The sequence below is a fragment of the Bacillota bacterium genome, assembly GCA_018818595.1.
Classification (GTDB): domain Bacteria; phylum Bacillota_I; class Bacilli_A; order Izemoplasmatales; family Hujiaoplasmataceae; genus JAHIRM01.
On sequence record JAHIRM010000002.1, the window covers coordinates 29832 to 55257 of the forward strand.

Consider the following 25426-nt stretch of genomic DNA (forward strand, 5'->3'; position numbering starts at 1 on the left):
TATTTAACCTATTTCTATGGTAAAATATAGATAGAATAGATAACAGAAAAAGGAGTGATGAAAGTGATTGTAATTTTTGGTGGTGCATTCAACCCTCCTACGATTGCTCATAAAGAAATATACTACCATGTCCTAAAATTTATTCCATTTACAGAATTCGTTTTTTTACCAGTTAGTAGTTTGTATACGAAACGCTCTCTTGCTAGTAACTTCCATCGATTACAAATGTTAAATTTATTAATAAAAGATTTGCCAAATTCATCTATTTCAACGCTTGAATTTGACGATTCGGATTATATAGGAACGTATCAAAGTTTACTTCGCATACAAGAAAAGTACCCTAATCAAGAATTAAGTTTTATCATTGGTGCCGATAACTTAATTAAAATCCATAAATGGATTAATGCAAAAGCTTTATTAACGGATTTTAAATTTATTGTGATTAATCGAAGCCTTACCGATATGAAAAATTATATTCAAAATGATTTGTTTTTAAAAGAATATTCTTCGAGATTTGTCCTATTACCGGACTTTAATTTGGATATCTCATCGACTGCTTTTCGTGAAACATTTGACCAAAAAATTGTTACAAAAGAAATTTATCAATACATCCAAATCCAAGGACTTTATAGAGGCTAAATTATGATTAAAAACGGATTCGTTAAAATTAGTTTGATATCTCCACAATTAGAGGTTGGAAACCCGCTTTTTAATGTGATAGAAATGGTAAAAGCTTTAGAGAAAAATCAAAGCGCCATTGCCGTATTTCCCGAACTTGGAATTAGTGCTTACACTTGCAATGACCTATTTTTTCAAAAAGCTCTTTTTGATGACGTTTTATCAGCATTATCTTACCTAATTGAACATAATCCATTTGAAGGAATCGTTGTATGTGGAATGCCTTTTATCGTTGAAGAAATGGTTCTAAACGTCGCTCTTGTTTTTCAAGGTAAAAAAATCTTGGGAATGGTTCCTAAATTTTATCTTCCTAACACAAAAGAATATTATGAAAAAAGATGGTTTAAAACCGGTTTTGATGTAGTAGAACATATTAAGAAAGTAACCATTTTAAATCAAGTAATTCCTTTTGGAAATTTAATATTTTCGTTTGAAGATATTCATTTTGGCATTGAAATTTGTGAAGATATGTGGGCAACCATTACTCCTGGGAATTTACTAAGTGTTAATGGAGCAAATGTAATTATCAATATTAGTGCTTCAAATGAAACACTTGGAAAAGACCAAATTCGGAAAAATGCTGTTTTAGAACATTCTCGTAAAAACTGTGGTATTTACGTTTATTGCTCTGCAGGAGCTTCTGAATCTTCAAGTGAAACAGTATTTTCAGGACATAACATTGTCGCTTGTAATGGTAATTTAGTGGTTGAGACAGAGCGTTTCTCTTTAGAAACAGAAATGGTTTACGCAGATCTTGATTTACTACGTCTTGGATACGATAGAAGAAACAATTCTTCTTTTAGAGATTCAATTTTAAAGTATCGATATGTTTATCAAAATGTGCCTTTTACTTTAATAGAATCAAAATCGTATCAATTTAGTCAACCTCTTAATCCTTTACCTTTTGTGCCAAAAACGAATCTCATCAATGATTTTAATAAAATTTCTTCTATTCAAGAATATGGATTAGCAAAAAGAATGAAACATTTACAATTAAGTCATATTATCATTGGTGTCTCGGGAGGGCTAGATTCTTCTTTAGCTCTTTTAATTGCATGCCGTGTTTTTGATGCACTGCATTTAGATTTAAAAGGTGTTATAGCTGTTACAATGCCCGCTTTAGCTACAAGTGATCGCACCAATAAAAACGCCAATAAATTAATGAAACTTCTTGGTGTTACGGCTTTAGAAATCGATTTGAAAAATCATGTGTTAGATCATTTAAATTTAATCGATCACGATGGTGTCACTGAAGACGTGACCTATGAGAATACACAAGCAAGAGCTAGAACAATGGTTCTAATGAATCTTGCAAATAAATATCAAGGAATTGTTTTAGGTACTGGAGATTTATCTGAAATTGCATTGGGTTGGTCTACATACAATGGCGATCAAATGAGCATGTACAATGTAAATGGTGGAATTCCTAAAACTTTGGTCCGCTTTATGATAAAAAGTTATGCCGATAGAGTTTTTGATTCTAGCATAAAAGATTGTTTATATGATATTTTAGACACACCGATTACTCCCGAATTAAAGACAAATCAAACAACAGAGTCTTTAATTGGCAAATATGAAATTAATGATTTTATTTTGTATCGATTTTTAATTTGTGGTGACGATGAAGCCAGAATTCAATTCTTATTAAAAATCGTTTTCCAATTAGATGATACTTCATCTTTAAACTACACGACTCATTTCTTTCAACGTTTCTATTCACAACAATTTAAACGACAAGCAAGCCCAGATTCCCCCAAAGTTCTCGATTATGCTCTTTCTCCTCGGAGTGATTATCGTTTACCTTCAGATGTAAAAAGATAGGTGATTATATGCCAAAAGTAATTATTGGACTTAGTGGTGGCGTGGATTCAAGCGTTGCCGCTTTACTTTTAAAAGAACAAGGCTATGAAGTTGAAGCTCTTTTTATGCGAAATTGGGATTCGGCAATGAATCAAGACCTTCTTGGAAATCCAGATATTAATCAAAACATCTGTCCTCAAGAAGAAGATTATTTAGATGCAGTAGCTGTAGCAGAAAAATTAAATATTCCTTTGCATCGCCATGACTTTATCAAAGAATATTGGGATAATGTTTTTACTTATTTTTTAGATGAGTATAAAAGAGGGAGAACCCCAAATCCAGATATTTTATGCAATAAATACATTAAATTTAAAGCCTTTCTTGATGTGGCAAATGACTTAGGAGCCGATTTCATAGCAATGGGTCATTATGCTAGAACAAGAGAAGAAAACGGTGAGACGTTGCTTCTAAGAGGGGTAGATGACAATAAGGACCAAACGTATTTCCTTTGTCAATTAAATCAATCACAAATTGCAAAAACATTGTTTCCCATTGGCCATATGTTAAAAAAAGAAGTTCGTGAGATTGCATTAAAACATCATTTGGTTACAGCGAAAAAAAAGGACTCTACTGGAATTTGTTTTATTGGAGAAAGAAATTTTTCTTTATTCTTAAGTAATTATTTACCTGCTAAACCTGGTAAAATTATAGCCGATGATGGTACGATTCTTGGAAATCATGATGGATTAATGTATTATACCATTGGCCAAAGAAAAGGATTAAGAATCGGTGGAAATCAAAAATATGAAAATAATCCTTGGTTTGTAATTGGAAAAGATCTTGAAAAAAACGAATTATACGTGGGTCAAGGCCTCAATCATCCTATGTTATATTCGGATAGTTGTATTGTAGAAGATGTCAATTGGTTTTCAAAAAAGAAAATGCCTCATCAATTTGAATGTAGTGCTAAATTTAGATATCGTCAACAAGATACACCTGTTCGTATTTTATTTATCGATTCCACAACAATTAAAGTATCATACCCTGACTTAGTACGAGCTGTTACTCCTGGTCAAGCAGCGGTTTTTTATGATAAAGAGATTTGTCTTGGTGGTGGAACCATACAAAAAGTATTTATGCAAGACTTGCCAAGAAATTATTAAGATAAGGAGATTTCTCTATGAATAAAATTGGACTTTGTTTAACTGGAGGCGGCTCAAGAGGAGCCTATCAAGTAGGTGCTGCGAAAGCACTCGAAGAATTAGGCATCTTATCTAAAGTATCTGTGTTTTCAGGAACAAGCATTGGTGCAGTAAATTGTTCTTTACTTTCTACCAAAACTCCAAGTGAAGTAAAGAATTTATGGTTAAGCGTTTCTCCTGATCAATTAAAATCTACACAAAATCTCTTTAAAAGACTTGTGAAAGAACGTTTGGAATTTGCAGCAAAAGGAGCTTATGAGATTAAACCATTAGAAGAATTATTAAAACAAAATCTAGATTTAAAAAAACTTAAAAAACAATCTGTTTTTGTGACATTATCTGAGGGTGGACAAGTTAATGAAGGAATCTTTGGTTTGTTGAAATCGTCTTATAGTCATTACATCAAGAAAGACACTCATGTGATATATAGTCCTTTGCATGAGCAATCTGAAAAAAACATCATTAAACAAATATTAGCTTCTTGTTCGATACCCATTATCTTTCCTCCATTAAAAGTTGGAGAAAAACAATATTTTGATGGGGGACTTTATGACAACGTTCCCGTTAGACCTTTAATTGATTCAGACTGTGATACGGTAATCATTATTCATTTAAATCGCATTTATTTTCTCGATAAGTCTAAATATCCTGGAATTCATTTTATCGAAATCAAACATGGTAAGGGCTTAGGTGGAATTTTAAACTTTGATCCCCTACAATCAGAAATCACTTTTAACTCTGGGTATCAAGATACATTGGCTTATTTTGAAAAAAATCCTTTCAATTTGTAATTTATAAAGAATATAACCTCCTTTGTCGTAATATGTTTACGAAAGCAAAGGAGGTTTTTTTATGAAAAAAATAATTTTATTAGGGATTTGTTTTACTATGTTGCTTTCACAAATGATCTTTATTGTGAAAGCAGAAGAATATTTAAGTTATCAAGAGATTATCTTTGAAGAAGATACTGCTACTCTTTTAAAAGAATTCAGTGAGAAAGAATACACCAATTATTTAAAAGAAATCACAAAGAAAAAATTTATGGGTTGGAAGATTGAAGTAGTAAATTTGAATGAAAAAGTTGAATTCGTTTCAGAAACAAAATTAAAAATATATAACAACGGATATAGCACCATTAAACATGATATTACGTTAACTTCAAAAGAAGAAACGAAGTACCAAATTAGTGTGTCAGGATCGATGGATATTAGTATAAAAGGTGATATCAAAAAATTCAAAGGATCTCTTGATGCAGACATAAAAGCTTCTATTTCTTACTCCAAAACATCTACGACTTCTGAAAATTATGAGTTTAAAATCATTGTGGATCCGGGAACATACGTTTCCATTATTACAAGAGGAAAAGGAGAAGTAAATAATGGCGTTGGAAAATATTATTTCTTTTGGATTCAAACAAAAAAAGGAGGCTGGGAAACTTTTACCATTACAACAGAATACTATGAAATTGTAAAAGAAAAAATATAAATGAAAAAAGTTGTTTTTTTACTTCTAATTAGTTATATCCTTTTTTCTGTCACACTATTTATTACTCATAAACAAGAAGCCACTTCTGTATCAATTCTTTCACTAAAAGAACAACATTCTAGAGTCATTACAAGTCAGGAAGAATTGTTTGATGTTTTCATTTATTTCGATCAAACAAATAGTTTTTTTACAGATATTCAAAATGTTGAAAATTGTGAACTCGTGGATGAATTTGAATTGATAACGGTAAAATTGTTTTCAATCGTCGACACAAATGAAATCGTTACTTATGAAAACAAAAATTATACTACTTATCAATTTAATCTATCCTTTGAACAGTTGTATTCAGAAAACGCATCTTTTGAGTTCGAAAATGCTTCTCTAAATATCTATTATTCCAATGATGTCCTTGTCACTTTGGAAATAGGAAACGTCAATTTATTGTTTGATGAGGTATCGAATTTCATGCATTTAGATATTCAAAGATTATATGGAGTATTTAATGAGATAGAACAAGTAGAATATCTGATGGGAATCGTCCTAAATTTGGAAGCAATCTCACCTGGAATTATTGAAATCAAGAAAATAGAATGCAATGTAATATCAATTCATTTGGATTTAGAGCATATTGTCTTTTTAGATCAGACAATTGATGCTTTTTCTAAGATAGATGAAATTATACTTTTAAGTGATTATTCAAATATTACAGAAGAATTTATAAGTCAATCGTCTTCTATCGTTTTAAATTCTTCTAAGTTAATATTTATTCCATTGTTATACAAATCTACGCTTTTGCACATATCTAGATTTCCTTTAATTATTACATACATGTATTTAGGAAATGAGTATGTCTATGTCATGGATGATTTTCTGTTTTATCATAAAAATTCATTTTCGGAGGTTTCGCCTAGTGATATCAAAAGAATTGAATATCATTATTGAAAATGTAAGTAAAAAATATTTTAATAAATTAGGAATTTCAAATATCTCAACAACCTTTGAAGCGGGATATTTAAATTTGCTTGTTGGTCCTAACGGTAGCGGTAAATCCACTTTGCTTAAGTGTATAATGGGTTTAATAAAATATGATGGAATCATTAAAAAAAATACTTACAAAATCGGATACGCACCCGAAGAGTATGTGATGCCTTCCTTTATGACCATTCAAGATTTTTTAGTTAGCATTGGTAGGGTAAAAAATCTTGAAATTGTCTATTTAAAAGAAACAATGAAGAAGTATTTGTTAATCTTCGATCTTTTGCAAGAGGAATCCCGTTTAATCGGAAAATTATCAAATGGAATGAAGCAAAAAGTTAATTTGATGCAAGCGTTCATTCATCAACCAAGAATTATTTTGCTAGATGAACCTTTAGTCTCTCTTGATTTAGTTTCTCAAGAAAAAATTCTTTCTATGATTAAAGAAAGATGCAAAGATTCTTTAATCATTATTTCGACGCATCAACCAGAGAAATTTAAAGTGAGAAAAAAAAGAATTTATCATATAGAAAATGGGTGTCTAAAGGATGAATTCATTAATTAAATTGCATTTATATTATTTGATTAATCGAATTTCTTTATTTCTAATTCTCTTTTTTTCTTTAATTGTTTTTATCGTTTTACTGTATAATAGCAATTTCGAAATGGGTTACACTGTTTTAGATGCAAGTAGAACAGAATACGCCTTAAATTACTATCAGGAGTCAATTTTAATCATAACTCTTATTTCAATTTTATTTAGTGTTTTCTTGCATTTGAATGCTTTTTCACAGCAAACAAATCGTTTTGCATTTTATATTGTTGATTCCAAAAAAGCTAAACTTAATTATGTTGTTAGCAAACAAATCGCTTTAATGATTATAAATTTTATCTTTATTTTAAATCAATTTTTTCTGTTTTTAATCATTGGAGAAGTACTAACACCCTTTTTTATGGATTGGAATCAAATTTTTTCTCTTTTTTGGATGGTATTTATTCAAGCTAGCCTATTTGGTTTGCTACAAGTCTATTTAATGTACTTAATTCATCATATATTTACAGGGATTATCCCGATTCTTCTTTTTTGGTTAATTGAAGCCATTTCTAGTTTTGATTCTCTTCAAACTCAAAAATTGTTTTCAACTTTTCAGATTGTTTTTCCTCATATTAGTTATATCAATAATCAATATAATTTAGCGCATTCAATGCTTTACTATATTATCGTTTTATGTATCTTCATTGTGTTTGAATTTGCTTTGTATTTATCCAAAGATATCAATTAATTATCACAAATAAAAAATCAGAAAGATTAAATTTAATTTAATTTTTCTTTTTTTGTTATATTGTGTATTAATTGTCGTCTTCATTCATTTAAAAAGAAATACTATTTGAAAGAACTAGGCAAGAGTGATATAATCTATATATATAAAATTTTAATGGGTTAAGTTATGGAGGACAATATGTGTGGAATTGTTGGGTATTTAGGAGTTCATAAAGCCTCAGATGTTATATTGTCTGGTTTAGAAAAATTAGAATATCGTGGATATGATTCCTGTGGAATTTGTTTTTTTGATAACGAAGCAAATCAATTCGTTTTTTATAAAGATAAAGGTAGAGTTAATCATTTAATTTCTGATTATGATTATTCTGCAAATAACAATTTGGCGATAGGCCATACTAGATGGGCGACTCATGGCAAACCAAATCAAACCAATTCTCATCCTCATTTTTCTCTTTCAAACCGTTTTTCTATCGTTCACAATGGTGTGATTGAGAATTATAAAGAATTGACGGCTAAATTTTTACCAGAAATTAAATTCATTAGCGAAACGGACACAGAAGTAGTTGCAAATTTAATTGAACATTTTTCCATCGAGTTATCGGTTGAAGAATCGATTCGAAAAACATTATCTTTGATTGAAGGATCTTATGCTCTTTTAATTATCGACACTTCTTTCCCAAATGTAATGTATGCAGCTAAAAACAAAAGCCCTCTTCTAATTGGAACTGCAGAAGACGGAATAACGCTTGCAAGCGACGTTATGGCGCTTGTTGGTCACTCCGATTTTTATTTTCCAATTGAAGACAAAACATTTACTGTGGTGAAAAGAGAAAACAACGAATTTCATTTTGAAATGTTTGATATCATTGGCAAACCAGTTGAAGTTCATTTAACTAAAATGGATATTGTATTAGAGGAAATTGGAAAACAAGGGTACTCACACTATATGTTAAAAGAGATTTGTGAACAGCCCTCTGTTGTTCGTAAAATCATGTCAAAATATATGGTTGAAGATGATTTTTCTCTTGATAAAGAAATTGTTTCTTTGTTTAAAAGAGCTAAAAGAATCTATATTATAGCTGCAGGAACTAGTATGCATGCAGGTTTTATCGGGAAATATTATTTTGAGAATCTAGCATTTATTCCTACAGAAGTATTTATTGCTAGTGAATTTGCTTATAATATTCCTCTTTTAGTAGAGGATCCTCTTTTCGTGCTGATTTCTCAATCTGGTGAGACAGCGGATTTAAGAGCATGTCTTCTTAATATTAAAAAGATGGGTTACCCATCTATCACAATAACAAACGTTGCTACATCTACCCTTGCAAGAGAAGCCACTCATTTCTTAGAAATATTTGCAGGTCCTGAAATAGCAGTTGCTTCTACAAAGGCTTATGTTGGTCAAGTTACACTACTTGCAATTATTTCTTATGTTCTTTCTGAAAAAAAGACGTTTGATTTAAAAACAGAATTATCAAAAGTAGCTGTTGCAATGGACGCTATTATTGATAAGCGAGAATACATTCACAGTTTAATCAAAGAGAATATTACAAAACGTAATTGTTTTTATATTGGACGAGGAATTGATTACTATACTTGTCTTGAAGCTGCTTTAAAACTAAAAGAAATTTCATATATTCAAACAGAGGGATTTGCGGCTGGAGAATTAAAACACGGTACTATCGCTTTAATTGAAGAAGGAATTCCTGTTATAGCAATTATTTCTCAAAGTGCAATCAAGAATAACACAAGATCGAATATAAGAGAAGTTACCTCAAGAGGGGCTAATGTATTAGTCATTTCATTAAATAAAGTAAGCGATCCGACAGATGAAATTATTTTAATGGACGTATATGAAGTGTTCTCACCTTTACTTACAGTCATTCCAACTCAACTGATTGCTTATTATACTGCACTAGATTTAAACAAAGATATTGATAAACCAAGAAATCTTGCAAAATCAGTAACCGTAGAATAAGGAGTTGAATTTTATGGGTCATTATTTTGGAACCGATGGAATAAGAGGAAAAGCATATGATTATTTAAATTTTGATCTTGCATTTCGTGTAGGTCGAAGTTTAAAATTATTATCACTTGAGACTCTTGTCATTGGAAGAGATACAAGAGAATCCGGCGAAATGTTAGTAGATGCCATTAAACAGGGTGCTAAGATCAGCGGTATTGATGTTTTAGACATTGGAATTGTTTCAACTCCAGTTCTTTCTTATATTAGTCAAATTCAAAAAAGTCTTGGAGTAATGATAACCGCAAGTCATAATCCTTATCATGATAATGGAATCAAAGTCTTTCTACAAGGAAAAAAACTTTTTGAAGAAGAAGAAAATGTAATCGAACTTTTTTTAGATGGCAAGAAAGATTTACCTCTTTCTACTAAAGTGGGCCATGATTTAGAATCTATTGATGTATTAAATCTATACAAAGAATTATTCAATGATGTTTTGGTGAAAACAAACTTTAAAATTGGTCTAGATTTAGCAAATGGTGCTACTATTTTTTCCGCTCCTTTTATTTTCCAACAAATGACAGATAATCTGTTTTTAATTGGAAATCATCCCGATGGAAGAAATATCAATCAATCCGTTGGATCCACTCATATTGAAACAATTCTCCAATTTGTTCAATCAAATCAATTAGATTTTGGAATTTCTTTTGATGGAGATGGAGATCGTTTAATCGTGGTGGATTCACATTCAAATGTTTACGATGGAGATTATTTGCTTTATGTTATGGCTCTTTATCTTGAAAATCAAAATTTATTAAAACATCACAAAGTTGCATTGACAAAAATGAGCAATCTTGGTATCATTAAAGCTCTTGAAAAACATGGAATTGAAGTAATTCAAACCAATATTGGTGATAAATATATCTTTGAAGCTCTTGAAAAAAATAACATCATTCTTGGCGGTGAAAACTCTGGCCATATTATCAATAAAATCTTGTTAAATACTGGTGATGGTGTTTTAAATGCTGCCTTTTTAATAAAAATTCTTTTCGAAACCAATCAAAGTTTACAAGAAATAACTTCTTCTATTAAAATGTATCCAGATAAACTTGTAAACCTTCATCATGTAAATCGAGATTTAGTTCAGCATGAAGAAGTTTTATTTAAAGTAAATGAAATCAAAGAAATTTTAGGGTCTGACGGAAAAATATTAGTTCGAGCAAGCGGTACTGAACCTCTGATTCGAATTTCTGTTAGCGCTAAAACAGAAAAAGAAGTAGACAATTATATTCAATTAATTGTATCAATAATCGATCGTTTAAATCATTAATGATTCAAAAGGAGGAACATTTGCAATGAAAAAGTATGCTGTGATATTAGCTGCAGGTAAGGGCACTCGAATGAAAACTGAATTACCAAAATGCGCTTATTCTTTACTTAGAAAACCTATGATTGCTTATATTGTTGAAAATATCCGCAATAGTCTTGTCGCAGATGAGATTATTGTCGTTGTAGGCCATAAAAGAGAGGTTATTAAAGATATTTTAGGTAATACCGTCTCTTATGCTGTTCAAGAAGAACAACTTGGTACAGGGCACGCAGTGATGGTTACAGAAGACTTTATTACTGATATGGAAGGCGATACGATGATTCTTCCAGGAGATATGCCTTTAATTGATGATTTAGTAATCAAACAAGCTTTTCAAGAACACTACGAAAAAAAGAATGACTTGACAATCGTTACGACAAACTTGCTTACCCCTGAAGGATATGGAAGAATTGTTAGAAACACGTTTGGTCAACTTGAAGCTATTATTGAAGAACAAGAAGCTACTTCTGCACAGAAATCGATTAACGAAATTAATACTGGTATTTATATTGTAAAAAACAATGTTTTATTTCATGCTTTAAAACAAATTGACAATCACAACTCAAAGAATGAATATTATTTAACAGATATCGTTACCATTTCAAAGAAAAACAATCAACTGATTGGGTCTTATTTATTAAAAGAATCTTTCAAAGCATTAGGCGTAAATGATTTGTATGCTTTAAGTATTGCTGAAGCACAACTGCGATTAAAGATTAATAAAGCATTAATGTTAAATGGCGTGGCAATGATTAATCCTGAAACCATAACAATAGGCCATAATGTTAAGATTGAAGAAAATGTATTAATTCACCCTAATACCTATATTACTGGAAATTCAGTTATAAAAAAAGGTGCTCAAATAGGTCCTAATACTGAAATTCATGAAAGTATCATTGGCGAAAGAGTCGTATGTAGACATTCACTTGTTTACAATTCTGTTGTACAAGAAGATAGCACCATAGGTCCATTTGCCCATTTACGTGATGGCGCAAATATTGGCCCTAAAAACAGAATTGGAAACTTTGTTGAAGTGAAGAAATCTTCAACAGGAGTTAATACAAAAGCATCACATTTAGCTTATATTGGCGATGCAACCTTTGGTTCTAATGTCAATTTTGGATGTGGTGCCATTACGGTGAATTACGATGGCGTAAATAAATATCAAACTTTTATTGGTGATGACGTGTTCATTGGTTGTAATGTAAACTTAATTGCTCCAATTCGTATTGAAGATAATTCTTTGATTGCTGCTGGTTCAACTTTAAATAAAAATGTTCCAAAAGGTTCTCTTGCAATTGCGAGAGCTTATCAAGTAAATAAAGAAAATTATTTAAATGAAAAGCGAAAAATTCCTAAAAAAGATTTGTAAGTTTTTTTGTTGACAAAATAGTGCAATTATACTATAATGTAAGAGGTTAAAAAAACCGTAGAAAGAAGAAGTACCCACTTCTCACCTGATTGATGAATCAATAGGTTGCTAGCTACTAAGGATAACTTAGATTTGTAAGCATTGTGGGTGCCATTCTGGTATCCACTTTTTTAATTATATGGAGGTGTTGAATATTTTATATAACAACAGTAAACCGGTCAAAAGAGATGACACGTTAATTAACGAAGAAATTCGTGTAAGAGAAGTGTTGTTAATTGGTGCTGATGGTACACAATTTGGTGTAAAATCAACCAGAGAAGCAATGTATATAGCTTCTCAAGAAGGCCTTGACTTAGTCATGGTCGCACCAGGAGCAAAACCACCGGTCTGCAAATTAATGGATTACTCAAAATTTCGTTACGAACAACAACGTAAAGCAAGAGAAGCAAGAAAAAATCAAAAAGTTGTTGAACTGAAAGAAATACGCTTAACTGCAGTAATCGATACACATGATTTTGAAACCAAAATAAGAAATGCCATTAAATTTCTTGAAAAAGGCGATAAATTAAAAGTTTCCGTACGATTGCCATATCGTGCTGGTCAAATGCTAGTTTTACAAGGTAAGGAAGTTTTGGAGAAATTCAAAATCAGGTGCTTTGAAGTTGGCGAATTAGAAAAAGATATCATGCATGAAGGAAGATATATTACGATGACTTTAGGTTCTAAGAAAAAATAACAGAGGAGTGTTTGAATATGCCAAAAATGAAATCCCATTCGGGAACCAAAAAAAGAATTAAGAAAACAGGTTCGGGAAAATTAAAAAGAAGTAGTACGTTCCACGGTCATTTGATGGGCCATAAATCACCAAAACAAAATCGTCAAGGTAGATCTACTGAAATTGTGTCCGCATCAGATGTAAAGAGAATTAAGCATCAAATACCGTACTTGTAAGGTTTAGGAGGAAGAAAAATGCCAAGAGTAAAAGGTGGATATACCACTAGAAGAAGACATAAAAGAATATTAAAATTAGCTAAAGGTTATTATGGTGCAAAGCATTTATTATACAAAACAGCTAAAGAACAAGTAATGAATTCACTTGCATATGCATTTCGTGATCGTAGAAGAAGAAAACGTGATTTTCGCAAACTATGGATTACTAGAATAAATGCAGCTGCTAGATTAAATGGATTATCTTATTCTAAATTGATTAACGGGTTAAATCTTGCTAATGTAGAAGTAAACCGTAAAATGTTAGCAGACATCGCTGTAACTGATTCTCAAGGATTTAGTTCTATTTGCGACCAAGCTAAAAAAGCAATCGATAAAAACTCTAAATAAAGCAAAAAGTCTAGAAATAGACTTTTTTCTTTATTACTTTTTAAATTAAAATAATATAAATTATATATTAATCAAAGAAACGTAAAATAAGTCAAAAAAACTTATTTTTTTTGAGAACTTCAGATTAATCTAAATCAACTCCATTTTTGATTGTAAAAATATCGTTTTTTTGGTAATATGAGTATGACATAAGTACTGGAGGGTCTATGGAAGCAATTGTAAAAGTAGAACACATATCTAAAACATTTAAACTATCAAAAAAACAACAAAAAATTGAGAAAACAAACGATAAATATAAAGTAGCTGTTAACGACTTGTCTTTTGAAGCATATAAGGGCGAAATTTACGGTTTATTAGGACCAAATGGAGCAGGGAAAACGACTGCCTTGCGTTGTATTTCAACCTTAATAAAACCAGATAAAGGCGATATTTTTATAAATGGATATAGTGTTTTATCTTCTGAAGACGAAGTAAGAAAAACCATTGGTTTTTTAACAAGTGATTTAAAACTCGAAGATTTCTTTACCCCTAATTACTTGTTTAATTATTTTTCGCGTTTACATGGCATTGATGAGGCTACCATTTTGACAAGAAGAGCCTTGCTTTTTTCTAAATTCCAAATTGATAAATTTGCAGAAGTAAAAGTGGGCGAATTATCTACAGGAATGAGACAAAAAGTACAAATTGCAATCTCGCTTGTACATGACCCTGATGTAATTGTTTTTGATGAACCAACGAATGGGCTTGATGTCTTAACAGCAAAAGTAGTCACGGATTATTTATTAAGTTTAAAATCGTTGGGGAAAACAATACTTGTTTCAACCCATATTTTTAGTTTAGTCGAAAAAATATGTGATCGCGTCGGAATTATTATAAATGGAAAATTAAAAACATCATCTTTACTATCTGAATTACTACAAGATGGAAACAGTCTTGAAGATTACTTTTTTAAACTAGTTGAAGAGGAGGAAATCCTTTTATGAAAAATATATGGACTATTTTTAAAAAAGAATGGGATAGAGTCATAAAAGACAAACGTTTGGTCATAACCATTATGATTTTACCAGGGCTTATGATCTTTTTGATTTACTCTTTTATCGGTGGTGCTATTACTTCACAGACTTCGGATACTGTTTCTAATATTGCTGTTATTAATGTGCCTGTTGATTTTCAAGGTATATATGAAACTTATGAGGATAGTGAGTTCTTAAACATAAAAGAAATCACAACACCCGAGATCGATACGTATAAAGATATGATAGATTCAGAAGATTGGGACTTAATTCTTGCTTTTGATGAAGATTTTTCAGAATATGATAAAACAGGAGATAAACCAATCGTTTTCATTTATTCCAATTTAAATAATCTTAATTCTAGTTCAATAACCAATCGTTTCAAATCGTATTTACAAATCTATCAATCTCAATTAAGCATTGAATTGTATGGAGATACTGATTATTTTGTATACGATATAGGGGGTACTTTGGTTGATAACAATCAAATTGCAGGGCAAATTATGGCTACCCTTTTGCCGATGCTTGTGGTGATGTTTTTGTTTTCTGGTGCGATGTCGGTAGGACCTGAATCCATTGCTGGAGAAAAAGAAAGAGGTACCATTTCAACACTATTAATTACGCCAATCAAACGCAGTGAAATTGCAATTGGAAAAATTCTTAGTTTGTCTGTTTTATCGCTCATTTCTGCCATTTCATCCTTTATAGGTATTCTTGCATCTTTACCAAAATTATTGCAAATGGAAAATTTTAACACTTCAATATATAGCATCCAAGACTACTTAATGATTTTAGTATTACTTTTTTCAACAGTATTCGTTATTGTTGGAATTATTTCAGTTATTTCTGCTTATTCAAGAAGTTTAAAAGAAGCTGGAACATTGATTATGCCTGTGTACTTTATTTCTATTATTGTAGGACTTTCTTCGATGTTTGGAAATGGAGCAACTACAAATTATTTTTTATACCTTTTACCTATTTATAATACCGTTCAAACTATGACAGCAATTTTAACGTTTGATTCAAATCAAGTAATATATTTGCTTATTTCTGTTGGCGCAAACCTATTTTATCTCATTTTATTTGTATACATTCTAAATAAAATGTTTAAAAGCGAAAAAATTATGTTTCAAAAATAAGGGTGATGACGTTGCAAAATCGAAAAACAATACATATTTTTGGCGCTTCGGGTTCTGGAGCTACTACTTTAGCAAAAGCAATTTCTGAAAAATATAATTATCATTTTATTGACACTGATGATGCATTATGGGAAAATACGGATCCTCCTTTTACTGTGAAAAAAAAGGAATATGAATCCATTAAAATTGTTCAAAATCAATTGAATGCTTATACAAACAACGTGATTTCTGGAGCCTTTGTTGGATGGGGAGATTCTTTTAAAACCCAAATTGATTTATTTATCTATTTGCATTTGCCTTTAGAAACTCGTTTAAAACGAATTCAAACTCGGGAAGAAAATCGTTTTAAAGAAAGAGTTCTTCCTGGTGGAGATTTATATTCTCAACATCAAGAATTTTTGGCTTGGGTAAGTCAATATGAAATTTTAGATGAATCAGTCCGAAGCCAAAAACAACATGAAAAATGGCTTAAAAATGTTAAAACCACTACATTGGTGATAAAAGAAGTTTTGCCACTTGATGATTTACTAAATCGTGTAAAACCTTTTATAGAACTGTTATAAAATTATCAATTCATGATATAATAAAGATAAGGTGATTACTTAGATGGAACATTATTATGATATCGTTTTACGTTTTTTACTTTCTGTTTTAATCCTATATTACAGTGTTAATATTATTTTTCGTTATCACGCGTCTATAGATAGAATAGATTTTTTACTGTTTATTTTAATGGGTCTTCTTTTTCTCAATTATATTGGCACTTATAAAATAATTGAACCACTCTATTTGTTACTAATAATACTCCTTACATTTCTTGGAGCAAAATTGTACTTTAGAAAACGACAAATTTACGGTTATTTGCTTTTTAATATCTCAAAAAAAGATTATAAAGACATTAAATCTTCTTTAGATGCTCAAATGAAGGACAATCTATTATCTGAAAACCAATTTTGTTATCAAGACAAAAAACCATTTCTTCTTGTAATAAAAAACATTCCATGGAATACTACTAAAAAATTAATGAAAGAATTCGATCTTTTCTTACAAAAAAGACCCAAAACAATTACATTCATAAGTTATATTCAAATAATAATATCACTTTTGCTTCTAGCAATTCTTTGGCGCTTTTAAGGAGGAAAGAATAAATGAAAGAACTAAGCGATGGCCATGTAAAACAAATTCTAGTTCCAAATAAAAATCCGCATCGATTTTTTGGAATTGATTTTTTTGCAAGTCTTTATCAAGGCTCTAACCCAATCTTTCAATATTTTGGAACTCCTATGGATTCTTTTCAAGTTTTTGATTCATCCACCATCACTCCAAAACAAAATGGAATTGAAGTATTCACTCTTGAAATTAGGTCTAAAATTCCAGGAATGGTTATTGGTTTTTATCAAAACCCAGATCCCTATCATGCTTTAGAAGAAGAATTTCATTTGATGTCTAAGGCTTTAGAAATCCTTTCTAAACAAGAAATTGGTGTTTATATTGAAACGACAAACGATTTAATACTTAGAGATTTACCTATCTTACAAAAAATTAATGAAAAAGCACCTGTAGTCGTTGTCATCCCTTTTGGACAAATCAATGATTTGATATTACATAAAATTGAACCAAATTCCCCAACATTTTCACAAAGACTTAAATTATTACATAAACTTTCAAGTTCAGGAATCACAACTGGAATTTTACTTAAACCCATTATCCCTTTTATCAATGATTCAGATGAAAATATTACAACTATTATTGAAAAAGGCAGAGATGCTGGAGCGAGTTTTATTTATCCTTCTTTTGGAATTTCACTTGAAAAGAATCAAAGAAAAGATTTTTATAATCTAATCGATCATGAATTCCCAGGTTTAAAAAACGTATGTATGGATGTTTTTGGATCAAAAAAGATTTGGATTTCAACAAATGCATCTCAATTAAAAAAGACTTTTGTCTTTGAATGTAAGAAAAAAAGAATGTTCTATGGTATGAAGGATATTGTTGAATTAATCAAGCCTTCTTCTACAGTACAAATTAAACTCTTTTAGAAAGGATGAATTAAATGACTTTTGCCTCTAATTTTTTAAGTGAATATTGGTTGTTTTTTGTCATTGTAGGAAGCATAATTATGTTTCTTATCGTGGGATATACTCTTTACAATGTGATTACTAGAAGAGTTGCAAATCCTTCAAGAAACAAAAAAGCGCCATCAAACACAGAAGAAATGAAGGATAACACACATTCATCCAATGAAAATGATGAATTTTCTTCATTACAAAATATAAATAAAGAAGAAGATTCTTCTTCAGTAGAAAAGGAAACCGATGAAGAAGAAGAAATAGATTTGCCAGATTCCAAGATTGAAGATGAAAATATAGATTCTTTATTAGGTAAAAATATTGAATCTTCCTTAATAGAAAAACCTCTTGAACAACTAAATCCTAAAAATGATTCTAATTCTGATACCATTATTGAAGATTTATCAACATCAAAGCCTCAAGCTTCTATTACAGAACCCGAAAAACCTAAACCAATTGAAAAACCACCGGTTGTTTTCTGGTCTGAAAAAAAGGAAAAGGAAGAAGCCCTAAAATCCGCTGAGAAAGATCCATCTGAAAAACCTCCAGTTGTCTTCTGGTCTGAGAAAAAAGAAAAAGAAGATGCATTAAAATCTTCCGAGAAAGAAGCCTCTGCTAAACCACCTGTTGCCTTTTGGTCTGAGAAAAGAGAAAAGGAAGATGCACAGAAATCTGCTGAGAAAGAGTCGTCTGCTAAACCACCTGTTGCTTTCTGGTCTGAAAAAAAAGAAAAAGAAAAATCACAAGAAATTCTTGAAGATGAATCTGATGAATCTAATAATAACTCTCATGATTCAAATGAAGAGAATGATGAAACTGAAAATTCTGAAAAGGGTGAAAAAAAGAAACTAGGGAAGTATCATGTATTATTTCAAAAGAATGAACAAAATTGGTGCGTGAAAAGAGAAGGTTCTACTAAAATACTTCGAGTCTTAGAAACACAAAACGAAGCAATTGCTTGGGCAACAATTAAATCTATTGGTCAAAATACTACTTTTATCGTTCATCGAAAAGATGGTAAAATTAGAAAACAAAATTATTCTAAATAAAAAAAAGACTGCGAAGTCTTTTTTCTTTTTACCAACAAAACACATAAGTTATTTGTTTATATAAGTGAAGAATAATTTATTGTCTTCTAACCCTATATAATGTACAATATGAGTAAGAGTGAGGTGACATTATGGGAGAAGACTTAAATAAATTAGTAAAACTTCTTCAAGAAGGTAATCTAACTGTCTTTGACGAAATTTATCATCAAACATACCGTAGTGTCTTTTTTTCTGTTTTACCTATTTTAAAAGACGAAAGTTTAACAGAAGACATCATTCAAGATACTTATATGAAAATGTTAGAAAATATTCAAAAATATAAGGAAAAGAATTTTTTCGCTTATTTGATAACAATTGCTAGAAATACAGCAATTAATGAATATAATAAAAGAAAAAAAACTACCTATACTGATGATAATATTGATTTGTTTGTAACGTATCCACTAATCAATCATTTAGAAATTTCTTTGGAAAACGAACAAATCATTAAAGATAGTTTATCGGTATTAGACGAAGTCGAAAAAAATGTATTTTTACTTTATAACGTTGAAAATATGACTCACAAAGAAATTTCTTCCGTATTTAACAAACCAATTGGAACAATAACTTGGATTTATGCAAAAGCAATTAAAAAAATTCGTAAACACTTAAAGGAGGCAGAAGATGAAATATAGTGAATTTAAAAATTTAATCAAACAACACTCTTCTTTTGCAATTCCAAAAGAAAAAGATATTTCTTTTATAGTGGAAAATCATTATCAAGAGAAAGAAATGAGCATACCTTCTAAACCATATTTTAAAAAACTCATTTATTCCTTGTCTTTGGTTTCTGTCATGATTTTTAGTTTGGTCATAATAGGAATCTATATTACACCATCTATTTCTGTTACGCTTGACATTAATCCTTCCGTAGAACTTCAAATCAATCGTTTCGGAAAAGTAATTGGAGTTGAGTCGTTAAATGAGGATTCTATTGTATTAATTGATGGTTTATCTTATCGAAATCAAAACTTAGAAATTGTTTTACAGCAACTTTATGACATAAGTATTTTAGAAGGTTATAGTTCAACCGAACAATCCTATTTCCTTTTTGGAGTTCAAGGCTCTTCTTATGAAAAAGAATCAGAAATTGAACAAATCATTTTGTCTTCATTTGACTCAGAATCAGTATCTTTGTTAGTTATGAACAAACATAACGAATCAACTGACACCATATATTCTGGATTTGTTTCAGAATCGATACCCTATCGAGAATTTTTTGTGTCTTCTTCAGAAAACACGATTTTAACTACCACAGCGTATTCTGGCGAACAAGACAGTTCTAACCTACCAAGTGATACTTATGATTATACTTATATTGGTTCATTACTCTCTCAAGTTGCTTTTTCAGATCTTGCATTGTCACTACATATAACAGAAGCAAAATTACAATTAATTCTAAACATCGTGCAAGCCTATCCTGAATACAATACTTTTACAAAGATTACTGAATTTTCGAATTTTTCTATACAAGAATTGTTCGCATTATATCAAGGTATTTCTTAAACAAATAACTACTAAAAAAGCTCTATCCCAAAAGGTTAGAGCTTTTTTAATGTAAGTGTGTGTTTTTCATAAAATTTATTGAATAATCCTGCTAGAAAATAGACAAGTAAAAAACCTAGAAAAACTAAAATAAAAAGCATAATTACGTGCCATCCATTTGGAATGACATTTAATAATAATACTGGGCCCCCATAAAAAGGATTTGTCATTAAATACATATTATTTGCAGATTGATCAACAAACAAATTACCATACATAGCCCACGATGTCATAAGTGTTGCGCCAACAAGTGTGTATTTCCAGCGTTTTTTATCTAGTTTAAAATCACCAATGGCTATCATATAACACGGTAAGAAAACCAAAATAAAATGAACAATTAGACTTCTTAGCATTGGAAAGGTAACAACAAAAGGATCACCAAATAATACTCCTGCAGGATAAATCATTACAGCTAATCCGCCAATAATTGAAGTAGAAAAAACAAAATCTTTCATAGGCTTAATATTAAACCAAATCACAAAAGGGAGTAATACATTATTTACACCACACATTTGAAACGAAAAAAATGTTCGATAATCTAAAAAAGGATGTGAATAAGAAGAAATACCGTCTCCATAACGAATCCATTCAAGAACAAAAATGAGTTCGCCTCCATATTTTAATACCAGTAATAAAATTAGACAAACATTAATAATGATTTTTTGAATATTTTTATTTTGGTAACTACAAAATCGAATTAATAGATAGAACACTATTGCGGCAGATAGCAAATAACAGAAATGAATCCAACCAAAAAGATATTCAGTTGGTAAACTATCCATGCCAGAACTAGTAAAAAAAGTTGATAGTAACATGCTTATTCCTCACAATTCATTTACAATATGTTTTATTATACAATAAAATTAAAAATTAAAAACCGACTTCACAAATTTTATACAAGATTAATTGCATGAAAAAGGTGTTGCAAAATAGTCTAAAAGTAGTAAAATAGAAATACAACCGTTTTCATTGGAGGTAAAAACATGTTTAAAATTAAAGTAGGAAACGATCATTACTCGTTTGAAGATAAAATAAGATTAGAAACGTTAAGCCAAAATTATGAGGGTTCTTTTTTTGCGGCCAAGGTCAACAATCGTTTGAGGGAACTGACCTATGAAGTTGGTTTTGACGCTGATGTAGAATTTTTGGATTATACTTATTATGATTCAACAAGAATGTATGCGACTTCCATGCGTTATTTGATTTGCATGGCCTTTTATCGTATTTTTCCAGAATTGCAAATCAAGTTTTCAAACAGTATTTCCATGGGTATTTATGGAAGAGCCATTAATGGTGTGTTAACTCCAGACATGATTCAAAAAATTATTGAAGAAATGAAACGAATCATTCAAGCAGATTATCCTATCATTAGAAAAAAGAATCCATCAATAAAATACAAAAATATTATGCTTCAAAAGGATATATTGATAAAGTCGAAACTTTAAAATATCGAAAAGAAAAAGTAAATATTTATGAGTGTGATGGTTACATTAACTATATGTATGGTTATATGATTCCATCCACTAGATATTTAAATGAATTTGAGCTTTTTTATTATAGCCCAGGTTTTTTAGTTCGATATCCTAGAATAGAAGAAAAAGGACAAATTCCAGAATTCTCAGATTCACCCGGATTTTTGAGAGTTTTAAACAAAGCAGAACAATGGGCAATGACTTGTGATGCCGATATGATTTACAAGATGAACCGTAAAATTGAAAACAATAAATCCGTAGAATTTGTTAATATGTGTGAAACCAAACATAATAATCAACTTTGTGAGTTGGGTGAAATTATCTCAAAAGATACCGACAACATTCGTTTAATTGCAATTGCTGGTCCTTCTTCCTCTGGGAAAACTACTTTTTCTAAACGACTCGAAATCGAATTATTAACAAGAGGCATAAAACCATTAATGATTTCCATTGATAATTATTATATGCCAATTGATAAAGCACCGATTGATGAATTTGGAGAAGCAGATTTGGAACACGTTGAAGCTTTAGATTTAATGTTGTTTAATCAAAATATTACAGATTTAATCAATGGTATTCCTGTAAGTTTACCTACTTTTGATTTTAAAGATAAAATTAGAAGATTTGCAGATCCTATTTGCATATCAACTCATAATCCAATCATTATTGAAGGAATTCATGCTTTAAATGATGTTTTAACAGAATTTATTCCTTCAAATCAAAAATTTAAAATATACATCTCTCCCTTTGCTCAAATAAACATTGATTACAATAATCCTATTAATTTAACCGATATTCGTTTATTAAGGAGAATTGTAAGAGATTTACAATTTAGAAATACCACTCCTGAGAAAACGCTTAGTATGTGGCCTTCTGTTAGAAGAGGAGAATACAAATGGATTTATCCTTTTATTGAAAGCGCAAATTATATTTACAATTCGGAATTAACATATGAACTTTGTGTGTTAAAAAGATATGCCTTAAATGCTCTAAAACATATTCCAAATGATTCAGAGTATTATCTTCAAGCAAATCGGCTAATCAAGTTTTTAAAATACTTTAAAGAAATCGATCAATACTTGGTTCCTTGCAACTCATTACTAAGAGAATTTATAGGTAAAAGCGTTTTTGAACACTAAATTTTTAGTGTTCTTTTTCTTAAAATATGGGCTTTATAACTAGAAATTAATTCATTGTTATTTAAAGCCATTTTTGATATAATTAATAAATGATTAGGTGGTGTTGCACTTGAAAAAAGAAACGTACATTCCTTTTGGATTGAATATAGATGAAGTTAATCAAAGGATAATGGACAATAAAACAAATAAACATCCTAAATCAAATTTAAAATCCATTAGAAAAATCATTAGTGAAAATGTTTTTTCCTATTTTAATTTGATTTTAGCTGTTCTTGCTTTGTTGTTAATTTCTATTAAGAGTTACGAAAATATGTTTTTTGTCCTTATTGCATTTTTGAATACCCTTCTTGGAATTTTACAAGAATTTAAAGCAAGAAACACTATTCAAAAATTATCGCTTCTTTCTCAACCAACTGCAATTGTTAGAAGACAAAATTTTGATATTGAAATCGATGTAGAAGCCATTGTTATTGATGATATATATCTCTTATCTCCAGGAAAACAGATTGTAAGTGATGGGGTTGTTTTATCTGGTCATATAATGGTAAATGAAGCGAATTTAACAGGAGAGTCTGATGCCATACTAAAAGAAGAAGAAAGTCGAGTTTTATCTGGTAGTTTTGTTGTATCAGGCAATGCATTTGTAAGAGTAGAAGCCGTTGGAAAAGATAATTATATTGAGAAATTAGCCTCTAAAGTTAGAACTCTTGGAAAGCCTACTTCACAGATATTATCTTCTTTAAGAAATTTACTCAAATTAATCGGAATTATCATTGTTCCTTTAGGCCTTCTTACTTTTTATAATGCTTTTTTAAGATCAGAAATGGATTTTTTGCTTGATTTTATGAGAACAACAGATTTGTATCAAAACGCATTAAAGAAAATGGCTGGTGCAATGGTTGCAATGGTTCCATCAGGCTTATTTTTATTAACAACAATGACCTTTTCAACTTCAGTAATAAAACTAGCTAAGAAAAAAACATTAGTTCAAGAAATTTATTCCATTGAAACTTTAGCTCGAATTGATACCGTTTGTCTTGATAAGACTGGTACGATTACTGATGGTTCTATGGTAGTGGATAGTGTAGTTCCAATCCAAACAGAACTTATAGAAATAGCAGAAGAAATTTCAGCTTATGATAATGCAAATATTATTTCTAGTATGATTTACGCTTTAAATGATAACAACCAAACCTCAAAAGCAATGGAAAAATATTTTGGAAGAAAAAGAAAATTTCGAGTCAAAGAACTTCTCAATTTTGATTCGATAAACAAATACAGTGCTTGTACTTTTGAAATAGGTTCTTTTGCAATTGGAGCACCAGAAATGGTATATAAAGGTAAATATACTCTTATAAAAAAAGAAGTAGAAAAATATGCCAAAACAGGAAAAAGAGTTCTTTTATTTGCGAAAATCAACAAACTCAAGGATGGCAAAATTCAAGGCCCAGTTGAACCGATTTCTTTAATTTTAATCAATGACCATATTCGAGAGAGCGCAAAAGCTACTTTAGATGAATTTCAAGAATCAGGAGTAAATATTAAAGTAATTAGTGGAGATAACGCCTTAACCGTTTCTGAAGTTGCTTTAAGAGCTGGCGTTCCCAACGCAAAGAAATATTTATCTCTTGAAAGAATTTCAGATCAAACTTTAATTAATACGTGTAATAATTATACTGTTTTTGGACGAGTGAGCCCTCAGCAAAAAAAGATATTAATTGAAACATTCCAAAAGAACAATCACAAAGTCGCGATGATTGGCGATGGCGTAAATGATATTTTGGCTTTAAAAGCTTCCAATTGTTCTATTGCATTAGCAAGTGGAGCAGAAGCTGCAAGAAATATTAGTCATTTGGTTTTATTAGATAATAATTTTGCATCGTTACCAAAAGTAGTAAAAGAAGGAAGACAAATCGTAAATAACATGCAAAATGCATCAGTTTTATATTTAGTAAAAACGATGTATACTATTTTACTTACGGTGATTTTACTTCTAACTTCGAATATATATCCTTTTGAACCTGTACAAATGGTAGTGATTGAAACTTTCATCATAGGCATTCCATCCTTTATCATTGCTTTAGAACCCAATAATAAAATGTTTAAAGGTAATTTCTTAAAGAATGTATTTAAACAAGTAATTCCGGGAACGATTCTTGTGATTGCCAATTTACTTGGTGTTTATCTTTTTGCTAGTTTTTGGCCAGGTGTAACCGAAGGTGAAATATCAACCGTTGGAATCATTGCTGCAACATTTGCCTATTTATTAGTGCTAGTAAACGTCTGTATGCCTTTAAATAAGCTTCGTTCCATTATTGTCGTTTCTGCTTTAGTCATTTCGGCTTTTTGCTTTATTGTCCTTGGAAACAACTTCTTTAAACTTGAAACTTTATCTTTGCCAAGTTTCCTATTATTGCTTTTACTGATGGAATCTACCTATATTATTATGTCTATTTATAAACATGATTTAATTAAATTTTGGGCTTGATTTTAAGAC

At 30.2% G+C, this 25426-nt stretch carries 26 protein-coding genes and 1 other annotated feature; of the genes, 25 read left to right on the forward strand and 1 reads right to left on the reverse strand.

The window, feature by feature from the left end; genetic code table 11:
- Positions 1 to 57: 57 nt before the first annotated feature.
- The 22 genes from nadD to KJ971_00305 all read left to right on the forward strand — a co-directional run bounded on the left by nadD (position 58) and on the right by KJ971_00305 (position 20279).
- A complete protein-coding gene (gene nadD / locus KJ971_00200) occupies positions 58 to 639 on the forward strand; it encodes a nicotinate (nicotinamide) nucleotide adenylyltransferase (protein MBU1144263.1) in 582 nt (193 codons plus the stop codon).
- A 3-nt stretch (positions 640 to 642) separates the two neighbouring features.
- Entirely contained in the window at positions 643 to 2499 is a 1857-nt protein-coding gene (locus KJ971_00205; GenBank protein MBU1144264.1) for an NAD(+) synthase, read from the forward strand.
- Between the two features lie 8 nt (positions 2500 to 2507).
- Positions 2508 to 3641: a tRNA 2-thiouridine(34) synthase MnmA gene (gene mnmA / locus KJ971_00210; GenBank protein ID MBU1144265.1), complete on the forward strand. Its 1134-nt coding sequence runs from the start codon at positions 2508 to 2510 to the stop codon at positions 3639 to 3641.
- A 17-nt stretch (positions 3642 to 3658) separates the two neighbouring features.
- The gene (locus tag KJ971_00215) at positions 3659 to 4471 is read left to right on the forward strand and encodes a patatin-like phospholipase family protein (protein ID MBU1144266.1); all 813 of its coding nucleotides are present in this window, start codon (positions 3659 to 3661) and stop codon (positions 4469 to 4471) included.
- Positions 4472 to 4532: 61 nt separating this feature from the next.
- Positions 4533 to 5165 carry a hypothetical protein gene (locus tag KJ971_00220; GenBank protein MBU1144267.1) on the forward strand — a complete coding sequence of 211 codons (633 nt, stop codon included), beginning with the start codon at positions 4533 to 4535 and terminating at the stop codon, positions 5163 to 5165.
- Positions 5166 to 6107, forward strand: a complete 942-nt coding sequence (locus KJ971_00225) for a hypothetical protein (protein MBU1144268.1) — start codon at positions 5166 to 5168, stop codon at positions 6105 to 6107.
- Positions 6076 to 6705, forward strand: coding sequence for an ABC transporter ATP-binding protein (locus tag KJ971_00230; protein ID MBU1144269.1), 630 nt, complete (start codon positions 6076 to 6078; stop codon positions 6703 to 6705). The genes KJ971_00225 and KJ971_00230 overlap by 32 nt, the downstream gene beginning before the upstream one ends.
- A complete protein-coding gene (locus tag KJ971_00235) occupies positions 6689 to 7423 on the forward strand; it encodes a hypothetical protein (GenBank protein MBU1144270.1) in 735 nt (244 codons plus the stop codon). Before KJ971_00230 ends, KJ971_00235 begins: the two co-directional genes overlap by 17 nt.
- A 177-nt stretch (positions 7424 to 7600) precedes the next feature.
- A complete protein-coding gene (glmS, locus tag KJ971_00240) occupies positions 7601 to 9400 on the forward strand; it encodes a glutamine--fructose-6-phosphate transaminase (isomerizing) (GenBank protein MBU1144271.1) in 1800 nt (599 codons plus the stop codon).
- 13 nt (positions 9401 to 9413) lie between these two features.
- On the forward strand, positions 9414 to 10715 hold the full coding sequence (locus KJ971_00245) for a phosphoglucosamine mutase (protein ID MBU1144272.1): 1302 nt from the start codon (positions 9414 to 9416) through the stop codon (positions 10713 to 10715).
- A 25-nt stretch (positions 10716 to 10740) separates the two neighbouring features.
- Positions 10741 to 12126, forward strand: coding sequence for a bifunctional UDP-N-acetylglucosamine diphosphorylase/glucosamine-1-phosphate N-acetyltransferase GlmU (gene glmU / locus KJ971_00250; GenBank protein MBU1144273.1), 1386 nt, complete (start codon positions 10741 to 10743; stop codon positions 12124 to 12126).
- Positions 12127 to 12182: 56 nt separating this feature from the next.
- Positions 12183 to 12306: a sequence feature (ribosomal protein L20 leader region), on the forward strand.
- A complete protein-coding gene (gene infC, locus KJ971_00255; protein ID MBU1144274.1) occupies positions 12305 to 12862 on the forward strand; it encodes a translation initiation factor IF-3 in 558 nt (185 codons plus the stop codon). It overlaps the preceding feature by 2 nt.
- A 17-nt stretch (positions 12863 to 12879) precedes the next feature.
- Entirely contained in the window at positions 12880 to 13077 is a 198-nt protein-coding gene (gene rpmI, locus KJ971_00260; protein ID MBU1144275.1) for a 50S ribosomal protein L35, read from the forward strand.
- 18 nt (positions 13078 to 13095) lie between these two features.
- Entirely contained in the window at positions 13096 to 13464 is a 369-nt protein-coding gene (rplT, locus tag KJ971_00265; protein ID MBU1144276.1) for a 50S ribosomal protein L20, read from the forward strand.
- 206 nt (positions 13465 to 13670) lie between these two features.
- Positions 13671 to 14447: an ATP-binding cassette domain-containing protein gene (locus KJ971_00270; GenBank protein MBU1144277.1), complete on the forward strand. Its 777-nt coding sequence runs from the start codon at positions 13671 to 13673 to the stop codon at positions 14445 to 14447.
- The gene (locus tag KJ971_00275; protein MBU1144278.1) at positions 14444 to 15616 is read left to right on the forward strand and encodes an ABC transporter permease subunit; all 1173 of its coding nucleotides are present in this window, start codon (positions 14444 to 14446) and stop codon (positions 15614 to 15616) included. The genes KJ971_00270 and KJ971_00275 overlap by 4 nt, the downstream gene beginning before the upstream one ends.
- 11 nt (positions 15617 to 15627) lie before the next feature.
- The gene (locus KJ971_00280; protein MBU1144279.1) at positions 15628 to 16179 is read left to right on the forward strand and encodes an AAA family ATPase; all 552 of its coding nucleotides are present in this window, start codon (positions 15628 to 15630) and stop codon (positions 16177 to 16179) included.
- A 43-nt stretch (positions 16180 to 16222) separates the two neighbouring features.
- Positions 16223 to 16750: a hypothetical protein gene (locus KJ971_00285; GenBank protein ID MBU1144280.1), complete on the forward strand. Its 528-nt coding sequence runs from the start codon at positions 16223 to 16225 to the stop codon at positions 16748 to 16750.
- Between the two features lie 14 nt (positions 16751 to 16764).
- Positions 16765 to 17655: a hypothetical protein gene (locus tag KJ971_00290; GenBank protein ID MBU1144281.1), complete on the forward strand. Its 891-nt coding sequence runs from the start codon at positions 16765 to 16767 to the stop codon at positions 17653 to 17655.
- A 14-nt stretch (positions 17656 to 17669) separates the two neighbouring features.
- The gene (locus KJ971_00295) at positions 17670 to 18734 is read left to right on the forward strand and encodes a DUF2188 domain-containing protein (GenBank protein ID MBU1144282.1); all 1065 of its coding nucleotides are present in this window, start codon (positions 17670 to 17672) and stop codon (positions 18732 to 18734) included.
- A gap of 131 nt (positions 18735 to 18865) precedes the next feature.
- Entirely contained in the window at positions 18866 to 19408 is a 543-nt protein-coding gene (locus KJ971_00300; GenBank protein MBU1144283.1) for a sigma-70 family RNA polymerase sigma factor, read from the forward strand.
- The gene (locus KJ971_00305; protein MBU1144284.1) at positions 19398 to 20279 is read left to right on the forward strand and encodes a hypothetical protein; all 882 of its coding nucleotides are present in this window, start codon (positions 19398 to 19400) and stop codon (positions 20277 to 20279) included. Before KJ971_00300 ends, KJ971_00305 begins: the two co-directional genes overlap by 11 nt.
- A gap of 35 nt (positions 20280 to 20314) precedes the next feature.
- Here the strand turns inward: KJ971_00305 and KJ971_00310 are convergent, their stop codons facing one another.
- Positions 20315 to 21133 (reverse strand): YwaF family protein, encoded by an 819-nt coding sequence (locus tag KJ971_00310; protein ID MBU1144285.1) that lies wholly within the window; start codon positions 21131 to 21133, stop codon positions 20315 to 20317.
- A 168-nt stretch (positions 21134 to 21301) separates the two neighbouring features.
- On the opposite strand from KJ971_00310, the gene KJ971_00315 reads away from it, so the two are divergent.
- The 3 genes from KJ971_00315 to KJ971_00325 all read left to right on the forward strand — a co-directional run bounded on the left by KJ971_00315 (position 21302) and on the right by KJ971_00325 (position 25417).
- A complete protein-coding gene (locus KJ971_00315; protein MBU1144286.1) occupies positions 21302 to 21763 on the forward strand; it encodes a hypothetical protein in 462 nt (153 codons plus the stop codon).
- 53 nt (positions 21764 to 21816) lie between these two features.
- Complete coding sequence (locus KJ971_00320; protein ID MBU1144287.1) at positions 21817 to 22929, forward strand: nucleoside kinase; 1113 nt, start codon at positions 21817 to 21819, stop codon at positions 22927 to 22929.
- 109 nt (positions 22930 to 23038) lie between these two features.
- The gene (locus KJ971_00325; GenBank protein MBU1144288.1) at positions 23039 to 25417 is read left to right on the forward strand and encodes an HAD-IC family P-type ATPase; all 2379 of its coding nucleotides are present in this window, start codon (positions 23039 to 23041) and stop codon (positions 25415 to 25417) included.
- Positions 25418 to 25426: the final 9 nt, after the last annotated feature.

Coding starts and splice junctions, on each gene's coding strand:
- nadD (MBU1144263.1), top strand. CDS start 58: ATGAAAGTGATTGTAATTTTTGGTGGTGCATTCAACCCTCCTACGATT.
- KJ971_00205 (MBU1144264.1), top strand. CDS start 643: ATGATTAAAAACGGATTCGTTAAAATTAGTTTGATATCTCCACAATTA.
- mnmA (MBU1144265.1), top strand. CDS start 2,508: ATGCCAAAAGTAATTATTGGACTTAGTGGTGGCGTGGATTCAAGCGTT.
- KJ971_00215 (MBU1144266.1), top strand. CDS start 3,659: ATGAATAAAATTGGACTTTGTTTAACTGGAGGCGGCTCAAGAGGAGCC.
- KJ971_00220 (MBU1144267.1), top strand. CDS start 4,533: ATGAAAAAAATAATTTTATTAGGGATTTGTTTTACTATGTTGCTTTCA.
- KJ971_00225 (MBU1144268.1), top strand. CDS start 5,166: ATGAAAAAAGTTGTTTTTTTACTTCTAATTAGTTATATCCTTTTTTCT.
- KJ971_00235 (MBU1144270.1), top strand. CDS start 6,689: ATGAATTCATTAATTAAATTGCATTTATATTATTTGATTAATCGAATT.
- glmS (MBU1144271.1), top strand. CDS start 7,601: ATGTGTGGAATTGTTGGGTATTTAGGAGTTCATAAAGCCTCAGATGTT.
- KJ971_00245 (MBU1144272.1), top strand. CDS start 9,414: ATGGGTCATTATTTTGGAACCGATGGAATAAGAGGAAAAGCATATGAT.
- glmU (MBU1144273.1), top strand. CDS start 10,741: ATGAAAAAGTATGCTGTGATATTAGCTGCAGGTAAGGGCACTCGAATG.
- infC (MBU1144274.1), top strand. CDS start 12,305: ATGGAGGTGTTGAATATTTTATATAACAACAGTAAACCGGTCAAAAGA.
- rpmI (MBU1144275.1), top strand. CDS start 12,880: ATGCCAAAAATGAAATCCCATTCGGGAACCAAAAAAAGAATTAAGAAA.
- rplT (MBU1144276.1), top strand. CDS start 13,096: ATGCCAAGAGTAAAAGGTGGATATACCACTAGAAGAAGACATAAAAGA.
- KJ971_00270 (MBU1144277.1), top strand. CDS start 13,671: ATGGAAGCAATTGTAAAAGTAGAACACATATCTAAAACATTTAAACTA.
- KJ971_00275 (MBU1144278.1), top strand. CDS start 14,444: ATGAAAAATATATGGACTATTTTTAAAAAAGAATGGGATAGAGTCATA.
- KJ971_00285 (MBU1144280.1), top strand. CDS start 16,223: ATGGAACATTATTATGATATCGTTTTACGTTTTTTACTTTCTGTTTTA.
- KJ971_00290 (MBU1144281.1), top strand. CDS start 16,765: ATGAAAGAACTAAGCGATGGCCATGTAAAACAAATTCTAGTTCCAAAT.
- KJ971_00295 (MBU1144282.1), top strand. CDS start 17,670: ATGACTTTTGCCTCTAATTTTTTAAGTGAATATTGGTTGTTTTTTGTC.
- KJ971_00300 (MBU1144283.1), top strand. CDS start 18,866: ATGGGAGAAGACTTAAATAAATTAGTAAAACTTCTTCAAGAAGGTAAT.
- KJ971_00305 (MBU1144284.1), top strand. CDS start 19,398: ATGAAATATAGTGAATTTAAAAATTTAATCAAACAACACTCTTCTTTT.
- KJ971_00310 (MBU1144285.1), bottom strand. CDS start 21,133: ATGTTACTATCAACTTTTTTTACTAGTTCTGGCATGGATAGTTTACCA.
- KJ971_00315 (MBU1144286.1), top strand. CDS start 21,302: ATGTTTAAAATTAAAGTAGGAAACGATCATTACTCGTTTGAAGATAAA.
- KJ971_00320 (MBU1144287.1), top strand. CDS start 21,817: ATGTATGGTTATATGATTCCATCCACTAGATATTTAAATGAATTTGAG.